This window comes from Acinetobacter sp. NIPH 817, assembly GCF_000368405.1.
Lineage (GTDB): Bacteria > Pseudomonadota > Gammaproteobacteria > Pseudomonadales > Moraxellaceae > Acinetobacter.
Window position 1 is genome coordinate 2,784,938 of sequence record NZ_KB849420.1, and the last position, 12,336, is coordinate 2,797,273.

Here is a 12,336-nt window from a genome sequence, read left to right on the forward strand (position 1 = left end):
CTAAAAAAATACTGGAGTATACATCCATGTCAAACATGCAACTCGACACTTTACGGCGCATTGTCCAAGAGGTTAATGCGTCCGTCAGTTTGCATGAATCGTTAGACATCATGGTCAATCAGGTTGCTGAAGCCATGAAAGTGGATGTTTGCTCTATTTATTTACTCGATGAACGCAACCAGCGCTATGTTTTGATGGCCTCTAAAGGCTTAAACCCAGAATCTGTGGGCCATGTTTCACTGCAACTCGGTGAAGGTTTGGTCGGTCTGGTCGGGCAACGTGAAGAAATTGTTAACCTTGACAACGCACCAAAACATGAGCGTTTCTTGTATTTACCTGAAACGGGCGAAGAAATTTATAACTCATTCCTTGGCGTACCTGTAATGTATCGCCGTAAGGTTATGGGCGTTTTGGTTGTACAAAACAAACTTCCTCAAGATTTTAGCGAAGCAGCCGAGTCATTTTTAGTCACGCTGTGTGCTCAGCTTTCTGGCGTTATTGCTCACGCTCACGCAGTTGGAAATATTGACGTATTTCGTAAACCAAGTAATGGTCCTGCCTATAAAACCTTTCAAGGTGCTTCAGGTGCAGGCGGTGTTGCTTTAGGCCGCGCTATTATTTTATATCCACCTGCCGATTTAGCCTCAGTACCTGACCGTGAAGCAGAAGATATTAGTCATGAACTTCGACTTCTAGATCAAGCCATTTCATCAGTTCGTTCAGAGATTCGTTCTTTAGATGAAAAAATGCATGATTCATTAATGGCAGAAGAACGCGCTTTATTTAGTGTTTTCTTAAGAATGCTAGATGAAAATGCATTGCCAGCCGAAATTAAAGAACTTATTCGTGACGGGCATTGGGCACAAGGTGCAGTACGCCGCGTGATTGAAAAACATACTGCCCTATTTGCACAAATGGAAGACGATTATCTACGTGAGCGAGTTTCTGATCTTAAAGATTTAGGCCGACGTATTTTAGCCTCTTTGCAAGAAGAAGATTCTAGTCACCGTGAACTGAGTCCAGACAGTATTTTAATTGGTGAAGAAATTAGTACTGCGGCACTCGTAGAGCTGCCTGTAGATAATATTGCAGCAATTGTGACATCAGAAGGTGCAGCCAACTCACATATGGTGATTGTGGCTCGTGCATTAGGTATTCCAACCGTAGTTGGTGTAACCGAACTGCCTGTTAATACACTTGATGATGCAGAAATGATCGTGGATGCCTATCAGGGCCGTGTTTTTGTTAATCCGCCACGTCGTTTACGCCAACGTTATAAAGAAATTCAAAAAGAAGATGAACAAATCGCAAAAGATCTCAAACAATATGAGACCAAAGAAGCGATTACGCCAGATGGTGTATCTGTTCAGCTTTATGTGAATACGGGTCTCATGATTGATGTCGTCCGCGGAGTACAACGTGGCGCGCAAGGTGTGGGTCTATACCGAAGCGAAATTCCATTCATGTTACGGGAACGCTTCCCAGGTGAAGAAGAACAACGTGCAATTTATCGTCAACAATTAAGCCACTTCGCCAACAAGCCTGTGGTAATGCGAACTCTCGATATTGGTGCCGATAAAGACTTACCGTATTTCAGTATCGAAGAAGAAAACTCGGCATTAGGCTGGCGTGGTATTCGTTTCACGCTTGACCATCCTGAGATTTTCTCGTCTCAAATTCGCGCCATGCTCAAAGCCAGTATTGGTCTAAATAATTTGCATATTTTATTGCCAATGGTGACCACAGTAAGTGAAGTCGAAGAAGTGCTTTATTTACTTGAGCGTGACTGGATTGCGGTGCAAGAAGAAGAGCAAGTTAAAATTACCAAACCTAAAATTGGAATTATGGTTGAGGTGCCAAGCGTATTGCTACAAATTGATGAGTTTGCCGAACTCGTCGATTTCTTCTCGGTCGGTTCAAACGACTTAACCCAATATTTACTCGCGGTTGATCGTAATAATCCACATGTGGCAAACGTTTACTCGCATTTCCACCCATCTATTCTACGTGCTTTATCTCGCCTGGTTAAAGAATGCCATGACCACAAAAAACCAATCAGTATTTGTGGTGAAATGGCAGGTGATCCATTATCGGCAATTTTACTTATGGCGATGGGCTTTAATACCCTTTCGATGAGCTCGAGTAATATTTTGCGTGTACGAAAAGCAATTTGTCATGTACCTATGACAGATGCACAAAAATTACTTGATGATGTTATGAAAATGAATAATCCGCTCATTGTGAAAAGTTGGCTTGAGTACTATTTTAAAACTCACGGTTTGGCTGATATGGTGAAATCGAATCGAATCGTAAATGTTTAATATATAAAGAATAAAGGAGAGCAATGCTCTCCTTTATTCTTTCAAATAACTTAATAAAACTAAATATAAAAATTTCTTTTCACTCTCACTCATACCCTGCTTTTTAAACCAAACTTCAATCGGTTTTTTAAATTAATATTGACAATTTAATCCATTTGAAAAATAAGCCCTCTACTTCTACTATATTTAAAGAGCGTTATTAAAAGATCTTAAGTTGTTCAGCAATTGAAGAGGTAATTCTATGCATCGTTATTTACAGGTTTCATCTTATTTTTCCTTTTATTTTTTAACCTCCATACAGTAAATTGGAGGAATAACAATTAAAGGAATCTGATGCATTATTAAATAAAAAATAATGAGCCAACATCCTAGTGAAAAGACTTTTTAAACGGTTTCTCTCATCATGTGTTCTCTCATTTCTTTATTTAGTAAACATGAGTTTTCAAACCAGAAGTCCAGGAAAATGAGCCCTAACATTTTTACTAAGAGCTCAATAATTATTACCCAGAGAGAATATAACCATGTCAGACGAATCAAAATGCCCTTTTTCAGGCCATAAATCAAAACCAGAAGTAACGATCGGTGGTGGCACGCCTAGTTTACACTGGTGGCCAAAACAACTACGCGTCGACCTACTCAACCAACATTCAGAACGTTCTAATCCACTCGGTAAAGATTTTAATTATCGTCAAGAATTTAAAAAACTCGACTACTACACCCTCAAAGCTGATATCAAAAATGTGTTAACCGATTCTCAAGATTGGTGGCCAGCCGATTGGGGAAATTATACAGGCTTATTTATTCGACTAGCATGGCATGCTGCCGGCACCTATCGTATGGGTGATGGTCGTGGTGGTGCTGGTCGCGGTCAGCAACGTTTTGCTCCTTTAAACAGTTGGCCTGACAATGCGAGCTTAGATAAAGCACGCCGTTTGCTATGGCCAGTTAAACAAAAATACGGTCAAAAAATATCGTGGGCAGATTTATTTATTCTTGCCGGTAACATCGCACTTGAGTCTTCTGGCTTCCGTACATTTGGTTTTGGTGCGGGTCGTGAAGACGTTTGGGAACCAGACAACGATGTAAACTGGGGCGATGAAAAAGAATGGTTAGCTCATCGAAACTCTGAAGCATTGGAAGGCAGCAATCTCGCTGCAACCGAAATGGGTCTAATTTATGTAAACCCTGAAGGTCCACAAGCCAGTGGTGATCCAAAATCGGCTGCACCGTTTATTCGTGCGACTTTTGGCAACATGGCAATGGATGACGAAGAAATTGTTGCATTAATTGCAGGTGGCCATACTTTAGGCAAAACCCACGGGGCTGGCTCTGCTGACCATGTTCAGGCTGATCCTGAGGGAGCGTCAATTGAACAAATGGGCTTTGGCTGGTCAAACAGTTTTGGTACTGGTGTTGGTAAAGATGCGATCACTTCAGGCTTAGAAGTCATTTGGTCACAAACGCCAACCCAATGGAGCAACTACTTCTTTGAAAACCTATTCAAATACGAGTGGGTACAAGAACGTTCCCCTGCTGGTGCAATTCAATGGGTAGCAGCAGATGCTGAGGCGATCATCCCAGATCCATTCGACCCATCAGTTAAACGTAAGCCAACAATGCTTACTACAGATTTGACCTTACGTTTTGATCCTGAGTTTGAAAAAATCTCTCGTCGCTTCCTTAACGATCCACAAGCTTTCGCCAATGCTTTTGCCCGTGCATGGTACAAATTAACTCACCGTGATATGGGACCAAAAGCACGTTATTTAGGCCCTGAAGTTCCGGCTGAAGATTTAATTTGGCAAGACCCATTACCTGCTGCTAGTGCTGTACCATCAGTTGCCAGCATTGCTGATGCAAAAGCAAAAATTATTGCACTAGGGCTATCTGCTGGCGAGTTGGTTTCTCTTGGTTGGGCTTCAGCGTCAACTTTCCGTGGTGGAGACAAGCGTGGCGGTGCAAACGGCGCACGTATTACCTTATCACCGCAACGTGAATGGGAAGTAAACAAAAAAGCTGTTGAGACTTTAATTAAAATTGAAGAACTCAAAGCTTCAACTCAACTGTCATTAGCTGACTTAATTGTGCTTGCAGGTAACGTTGGCGTAGAGCAAGCTGCTCAAGCGGCAGGTTTCAATATTAGCGTTCCATTTGCCGCGGGTCGTGTTGATGCACTACAAAGTCAAACTGATGTCGAATCTTTCCAATTACTCCTCGGCCTTGCCGATGGTTTTAGAAACTGGAAAAAAGACGGCGTCAGCGCATCAACTGAGGCATTATTAATTGATAAAGCACAAAAACTGACTTTGACTGCACCAGAGTTAACAGCATTGATTGGTGGTTTACGTGTACTGGACACTAACTGGGATGGTTCACAACACGGTGTATTCACTCAGCAAGTTGGTGTACTCAGCACAGACTTCTTTACGAACTTACTCGACATGTCCACTGTATGGGCACCTGTTGATTCAACAAGCGAAGTATTTGAAGGCAAAGACCGTAAAACAGGCGCAGTAAAATTTACTGCAACACGTAATGATTTAGTCTTCGGTTCAAACTCAATCTTACGTGCATTGGCCGAAGTTTATGCTCAAGCAGATGGTAAAGAAAAATTTGTTCAAGACTTTGTTGCTGCATGGACTAAAGTTATGAATCTTGACCGTTTTGACTTAGCATAATTTTGTCAAAATAATAAAAAGCCAGTTCAAATTGAACTGGCTTTTTTAATATCAAGAATCTAGTTTTAAACAGTTAATTTATGCCCTTCTCGAATGCAATAAAAAGGATTTGCAAGCTTTGATGAGCCTTTAATGGCTTGACCTAGAGCATGCTCTGGATCTTCTCGGTCCTCATCAGTCAACTGGAAAGTCCGATAATGAATCGCGAGAGAACGATGGGCTTGTAAATCAAAGTGTGCATGTAGCGCATCTTGTGGATTCATATGAACATAACTCATCAAGTCACGAGGTTCATACGCACCTATGGGAAGTAATGCCACTCGCGGTGCACCGTAACGAGCATGAATTTGCTTAAAATGCCCTGCATAACCCGTGTCACCTGCAAAGAAACAATGACCTGTTTTAGCCACAACCGAAAAGCCACCCCAGAGTGCTTTATTTTGGTCACGTAGACCACGACCAGAGCCATGCTGTGCAGGTGTATAGATTATTCTTAGTTCGTGATAGGGAATTTCTTGCCACCAATCCATCTCAATCACATGAAACTCTTTAGGTAGATAAAAGCCATTCCCAAGTCCAGTGTAAATCGGCATTGCAAATTTTTTATGTAGCCACTCAAGCGTAGCCAAATCCATATGATCATAATGATTATGGCTGAGTAGAACACCATGAATCGTCGGCAATTGTTCTAATGCAAAACCTGCTGGACACACACGGCGAGGACCACGACCCTGTGAAGGGCTTGCATAATCACACCATACTGGATCGGTAATAAAGTTATAAGGCCCGATCTGAATCAATACGGTTGCATGCCCAACAAACCAAACTTGCCAATCATCTAAATCTGCCTGAGGACGATTTTGAGGCAATGTAACAGCCGTATTTACACGGGTATCGTATTCATTTTGAATATCAACTTTCCATGTAAAAGACTCACGCGTAACTAACCAACGTAATAGCTCTTTTGAGCCTCTAGCCGGCGATTTAGGCTGTTGGTTATAAAAACGTGTATCAGATTCATGCCCTGACTCGGGATGATAAAAAGGAGGTTTTATCCATGTATGCGTCCAACAGGACTGAGTCGGCAATTGATATGTTAATGTCGGCTTGTCTTTCATGGGCTTTTCTATGTTTTAGCATCGGCAGAATGGATGTGTTCAGGTTTCTATCTTAACAATTAAAACAAATTAAGCTATGGCACTTACATTTATTTATCATATAAATATCCCTTTTATTGTGGTCACAGCCAACATAAGTTGAATTAGATTGCCATAAAAAATACATAGATGTGTTGGGTTTATGCGTCGATAATTACCATTCTTATTAAGACTGCTTGTATAACATAACAATAATTAGTCACGTGAAATTGGGGGTGAGCTACTTGGTTTTACCTTGGTAAGCCCTACTTTTCCAACTTCAAACGTTTTGCCAGCTTATAGAACAAAATATTTAGTAACACTTAAAGTCAATTCATTCTTAAAGAATTTATATTTTATAATATTATTTTATATTTCTTCATTTTTGCATATTATGAGAATCACCTATACTAATATTTAAAACATTTAAATATTTCTTTGATTAAGTAAAAATAATGTATTTAAACTATCCTAATTAATATATTTTATGAATTACTTGAACTTATATTTATATATTAAATGTTTAATGAAAATGAAAATTCCATTTATTTTATAAATACCTAAAGTACCTTCACGCTATATCCCTTTATGCTTTATACTTCACATAAATCATAGTAAGACATTTTTTGGATTAGTCTTATGGAACTACGCCATCTCCGATATTTCATTACCGTTGCTGAAGAATTAAATTTTAGTAAAGCCGCTCTTAAACTTTTTACCGCACAACCCTCCCTTAGCCAACAGATTAAAGATTTAGAAGAAGATGTTGGTGTACGACTTTTAAATCGCACTAAACGTAAAGTTGAATTAACCGAAGAAGGTGAAGTCTTTTTAGAACATGCTCGCCTGACCCTTGCTCAAGCTGAAAAAGCAGTTGCTCTGGCACGACAGGTTTCTAAGGCTAAACAGCAGCTGCTCCGTATTGGTTTTGTCCCCATTGCAGAAATGAAGATTTTTCCTTACGTTCTTCCTAATCTGCGATTACAACACCCCGATCTCATCATTGAACTATCTAATCTAAACAATACCGAACAACTTAAATCCTTAAAAAAAGGTGAGTTAGACATTACATTTACCCGTGAAAACACAGATAGTGATGAAATCCAAAGCCAATTTGTTTTGACTGAACCCTTGATTTTTTTACTTCCTAAAAATCATCCACTTACTCAATATGAACGAATTCCTGTTCATGCGTTACAAGGCGTTGACTTTATTATTCCTGCTGCCGAGCAGTCACAAACATTACATAACACGATTTTAGACTTTGCCAAAACTCACAATATTGACCTCAATATTGTTCAAAAAGCAGATAGCATGTTGTTTAATATTAACTCTCTTGGCTCCGGATTAGGTTGTACAATTTTACCTGCTTACGTTGCACCTTTAGGCATCAAAAATACAGTAGTCCGCCCCCTTGATGTCGAGTTACCGACATTGGATTTATTCGTAAATTACCGTAGAAATTCACAGTCTTTAGGGGTTCAAAAATTTATTGATCAACTCACAAAAGTATTTCATCTGGATAAGAACTTAACTCACACCTAATCAGAAAAGCTATATTTTATTTTAAGCCTATGATTAATAAAGACACCTTTATAAAAGGTATAACTAAATAATATTTTTATTTATTTTATACTTTTTATAAACAGTTTATCCCGCGCTTTTGTTCTATTTTACCTACTCGGTAAAAGTAAATATCTCTTAAATACAATTTAAAATCTTGGAATAAAATCCACATAAAACTAGATATTATTTTTACCATTTAATAAAAAATAATATATTTACCATTTGGTAAAAGGAGATTGGAAAAATGGTTTCAGTATTTCAACATCTTGGACGTAGTGTACTAAACCGCCCTCATTTCTTTATTGCTTTATTTATAGGATTTATCACAGCGAGTATTCTGACATGGTTCACCTCATGGAAATGGTCAACTATTTTATTAGTCAGCTGGAATACTTCGATTAGTATATATTTACTACATGTTTGGCAGCTCATGAAAAGTGCTGATCATTCTCAAATGCAGCAGCAAGCAAAAAAACAAGATGAAAGCAAATGGGTCATTATGCTGATTGTTCTACTGGCTTTAACCATGTGCCTAGTTGCTATTTTAATACAGCTCTCACAGCTTCCTTCGGATCATTCTGCAAAGTTAGGCCATGTGGCTTTAGCTTTACTCACTATTGTTTCTGCATGGCTTTTTATGCATACCGTTTTTGCTCTACATTATGCCCATGATTTTTATATGGCTTTATCTAGAAATGAAGAAAATGGTGGTCTAGATTTTCCGGGAACAAAACAACCCACTTATCCTGATTTTCTATATTTTAGTTATATTATTGGTACTTCTGCCCAAACTGCCGACGTTTCGATTACCACCAAACACATGCGTCTTTTAAACTTATTTCACGCGGTGTTGTCTTTTGGGTTTAATACCACCATTTTAGCGATCTGTATTAACGTTGCTGCTGGCTTTCTTACCAACTAAAACTTGCATTTAGGAAATAAAAAAGTCACCCAAATGGGTGACTCTAAACAGCAGAGGTTTACAACAATGAGCCCATCGTGCTTTGTTTTAAGCCTTCACGTTGTTTGATGGTTTCAACATAGCGCGTAATAGCAGGATGAGATTCAATCGCTCCCATTTTCAATTGCCATAACAGCATTGCTCCAACGCTTATATCTGCGGCGGTAAATTGTTCGCCACACACATACGGATTTGCTTCACTAAGCCCTTGTACTAAAGCTTGGTAGGCATCGTTATAATCACCATAACCCACAAACATTTTTTGCTCAGGAGATACATCTATTCCGAGAGCTTTATCAACACCCGCAGCTTCCCATGGGCCTGCCATCAAAAATAACCAGCGATAGTACAAACCGCGTTTAGGATCATCTAGTGCAGGAGCTAAACCTTTATCGAAAAATTTATCAGCAAGATAAGCACAGATTGCACCTAGCTCATAAATCACGACATCACCATCTACCAATACTGGCACCTTTCCAAAAGGATTAATTTTTAGATATTCTGGTGTTTTCATTGCAGTCTTGTATTCGACTTCAATACGGTCACACTCAACACCTAATTCGACTAAAAGCCAGTCGACCACAACACCACGTGATTCTTTGTTAGTATAAAGTTTAAGGCTCATTTTTATGGCTCCTTGTTTATCGTGGAACCTAGTCTACAAAACCTCTTTGTCAGTTTTTGTCAGTAGTCTTCGACTCTTGTGCCCACCACTGCTCAAATAGTTTTTGCTTAAATGATGGATATAATTCTTGGCTTAAACTCAGCTGTTGAATACGATCAAGTCTAAAATGTCTAAAATCCTGCCTGAGTTCACACCATGCAGCCAACACAATTTTGTCATTAAAATATCCCAAGGCAAAAGGCCACAAGGTTCGAACACTACTTCGTTGCTGCTCATCATGATAATGCAGCGAAATTTTGACTTGCTGCCGAATGGCTAAACGCACCTGTTCGACTCGATTTTCATCTACAGGCAGCCACGTATTAAATGCTCTTAAAGTCGTTTGCTGTAATAAATATTGCCGATGCTCAGGCAAAACAGAGTTCAATTTAGCTAATACAGATGTAGATGCCGATTGCAACGATTGATCTGGCACACTCTTTAACCAATACAATGCCAGAAAAATAGCTTCGACTTCATTTTCATTGAGTGTCATTGGTGGGAGTACAATATCTTCTTTAAGCTGAAAACCGATACCTGCCGATGCCTCAATTGCTACACCCTGCTCACGTAAGCTATCGATATCGCGATAGACACTTCGGACACTAATTCCCATACGTTCAGCGAGAACTTGTGCAGTGATTGGATAACGGGCTTCACGAAGTTGTTGTAAAAGATTTAATAGACGAATAGAACGACTCATTTTTCTCTTCTTATTGTTATTAGACATACAATAAGAGGGAATAAATTCCCCCTTCTTATATTATTCTAAATTATGCAACATCTACCGTAGATAACTTTGCATACTCTCTTAAAAAGTTGTGCAGCTCAGGTACATCTTTAGCAATCGTTAAAGGCTGGAACTGTTGTAGAACTTCGCTCGAATGCACACCATAGCCCACACCAATTCGTGGCATGTTTAACCGCTGAGCCATCTCAAGATCATAGCTACTATCACCAATCATTACTGCACGCTCAACACTTACCCCAGTGACTGTTAAGATTTCTTGCAACATGAGAGGATCTGGTTTCGATCTAGTTTCATTGGCTGCTCGAGTCACATCAAAAAGATGAGTACTCTGTGTTTTTGCGATTACACGATCTAGCCCACGACGGTTTTTACCCGTTGCGACTGCAAGTTTTAAACCTTGCGCTTTTAAGTCATGTAATAGCTCAGCAATACCATCGAACCATGCATCATTTGTAGAGTTTGCAATATAGTGATCTCCATATGCTTTTAAAATTGAATCATGTAACTCAGGTGCTTCTGGAAATAGGGTTTGCATAACTTCCGGCAAACCTAAACCAATAATGCTTTTTGCTGCTTCATCGGTTAAAGGCAATTCATGCTGCTCTGCGGCATGTTGCAAACTAGCAACAATCTGCCCAACAGAGTTATATAAAGTCCCATCCCAGTCGAAAATAACTAATTCGGCTTTTAGACTCATTTTGCCACTCTCAAAGCCTTTAATAACTGGGTCATGTCTTCTGGTAAAGGTGCTTCAATCGGCGGATAACCTGGAATATCTAAACGCATCGCATGTAAACATAGACGACGTGCTTCAGGGCCAGTGTACTCAGTCGTGTGTCCATATTTATCATCACCAATCAATGGGTGTCCAATGCTTAAACCATGCACACGGATCTGATGAGTACGGCCAGATAAAGGTGATGCATGAACCAGAGTCGCATTTTTAAAACGCTCTGCTACAACCCATTCAGTTTTACTTGGTTTACCATCTTTAGTTACACGTACACGACGCTCGCCATTTGCCAGCTCATATCTCAATAAAGGTGCATCAATCAGCTGTTTATCTAAGCTCACTTGACCTTTAACAATCGCTGCATAGGTTTTACGAATTTTGTGCTCACGCAACATATCTTGTAGTTGTTTTAATGTGCTACGTTTTTTACTAATCATGACCAGACCAGAAGTATCACGGTCAATACGATGAATAAGTTCTAAGTATTTTTTGCCCGTCGCTGCACGTAGTGCCTCAATCAAACCGTACGCCATACCACTACCACCATGGACAGCAATACCTGAAGGCTTATTAACAACTAACAAACCTTCATCTTCATAGACCACACGGCTTAATAGGCCTTGTGCCACACTGTCACTGACAGGAGCGGCTGTTTCATCTTTTTGTTCGTAACGAATTGGAGCAACACGAATCTGATCGCCAATCTCAAGTTTAGTCTCAGCTTTAACACGTTTTTTATTTACTCGAACCTGACTTTCACGAATCAAACGATAAATACGACTTTTAGGTACACCTTTTAAACGCGAGAACAGGAAATTATCAATTCGCTGTCCTGCTTGATGTTCATCCACCTCAAACCAAGTGACACTTTGCCATTGCTGTGTAGAATTCATACTAATATTTAAACCTGAAATTTTGCTAAATTTGATTAATAAATGACCGTTTAGCTTAGTTTTTTCACAAGAAATCTAAGCTTAGCCCATAGGCAGATGCTGCAAGGTTTGATATAGTCAGCGCACGGATACCGCCGTAAGTGAACATCTAATAGGGAATTTCCCTGATTGAAACCTCAATCAAAATGATGCTTTCACCATCAGCTCGGATAGGTCCTAAAGAATTATGCCGACGCCGAAGGCTTATTATATCGGCAAAATGACAAACTGTTGCGTTTAATTCAGTTTGTTCAAAAAAATATGTTACCAACTCTAGTTGGTTATGGAACGTAAACTGATACACATCAGACAAATCGCTCCTTAATGTTGCCTTCAGGCTAAAGCGTTGATGCATTGGAACTGCCGAAAGCACCGATACGATGAACATTCCGTATCAAACTTCCAAAAAGAAGTCACTTCGCGCTCAATGACAGTGAAAGTCATTAACCAATGTACCGCTCACCCGCCAGTGAAGCACTAAGGAAGTCCGATTTAAAGGTTGAAGCAGTATTGCCTACATCACAGACGAGAATCGAAGTTAAGGCTAAATGTAGCCGGTAACAGATGACTCAGACCACAAATATTTTGAGATCT

General features: G+C 39.6%; 9 protein-coding genes. 4 read left to right on the forward strand and 5 right to left on the reverse strand.

Annotated features, from left to right (window positions below):
* Positions 1-26 precede the first annotated feature (26 nt).
* Together ptsP and katG are read left to right on the forward strand one after the other, a co-directional pair.
* The gene (gene ptsP / locus F968_RS16735) at positions 27-2,321 is read left to right on the forward strand and encodes a phosphoenolpyruvate--protein phosphotransferase (protein WP_004794867.1); all 2,295 of its coding nucleotides are present in this window, start codon (positions 27-29) and stop codon (positions 2,319-2,321) included.
* Between the two features lie 521 nt (positions 2,322-2,842).
* Complete coding sequence (gene katG, locus F968_RS16740) at positions 2,843-4,999, forward strand: catalase/peroxidase HPI (protein ID WP_004794869.1); 2,157 nt, start codon at positions 2,843-2,845, stop codon at positions 4,997-4,999.
* A gap of 65 nt (positions 5,000-5,064) precedes the next feature.
* Here the strand turns inward: katG and F968_RS16745 are convergent, their stop codons facing one another.
* Positions 5,065-6,117 carry an MBL fold metallo-hydrolase gene (locus F968_RS16745; RefSeq protein WP_004794871.1) on the reverse strand — a complete coding sequence of 351 codons (1,053 nt, stop codon included), beginning with the start codon at positions 6,115-6,117 and terminating at the stop codon, positions 5,065-5,067.
* 657 nt (positions 6,118-6,774) lie between these two features.
* On the opposite strand from F968_RS16745, the gene hcaR reads away from it, so the two are divergent.
* Positions 6,775-7,680: a DNA-binding transcriptional regulator HcaR gene (gene hcaR / locus F968_RS16750; protein ID WP_004794873.1), complete on the forward strand. Its 906-nt coding sequence runs from the start codon at positions 6,775-6,777 to the stop codon at positions 7,678-7,680.
* Between the two features lie 265 nt (positions 7,681-7,945).
* Positions 7,946-8,623 carry a DUF1345 domain-containing protein gene (locus tag F968_RS16755; protein ID WP_004794875.1) on the forward strand — a complete coding sequence of 226 codons (678 nt, stop codon included), beginning with the start codon at positions 7,946-7,948 and terminating at the stop codon, positions 8,621-8,623.
* 58 nt (positions 8,624-8,681) lie between these two features.
* Here the strand turns inward: F968_RS16755 and F968_RS16760 are convergent, their stop codons facing one another.
* From F968_RS16760 to F968_RS16775, 4 genes are all read right to left on the reverse strand, one after another.
* Positions 8,682-9,287: a glutathione S-transferase family protein gene (locus F968_RS16760; protein ID WP_004794879.1), complete on the reverse strand. Its 606-nt coding sequence runs from the start codon at positions 9,285-9,287 to the stop codon at positions 8,682-8,684.
* Between the two features lie 49 nt (positions 9,288-9,336).
* Positions 9,337-10,029, reverse strand: a complete 693-nt coding sequence (locus F968_RS16765; RefSeq protein ID WP_004794881.1) for a helix-turn-helix transcriptional regulator — start codon at positions 10,027-10,029, stop codon at positions 9,337-9,339.
* Between the two features lie 70 nt (positions 10,030-10,099).
* Complete coding sequence (locus F968_RS16770) at positions 10,100-10,774, reverse strand: HAD-IA family hydrolase (RefSeq protein ID WP_004794883.1); 675 nt, start codon at positions 10,772-10,774, stop codon at positions 10,100-10,102.
* Positions 10,771-11,703: an RluA family pseudouridine synthase gene (locus tag F968_RS16775; RefSeq protein ID WP_004794885.1), complete on the reverse strand. Its 933-nt coding sequence runs from the start codon at positions 11,701-11,703 to the stop codon at positions 10,771-10,773. The genes F968_RS16770 and F968_RS16775 overlap by 4 nt, the downstream gene beginning before the upstream one ends.
* Positions 11,704-12,336 lie beyond the last annotated feature (633 nt).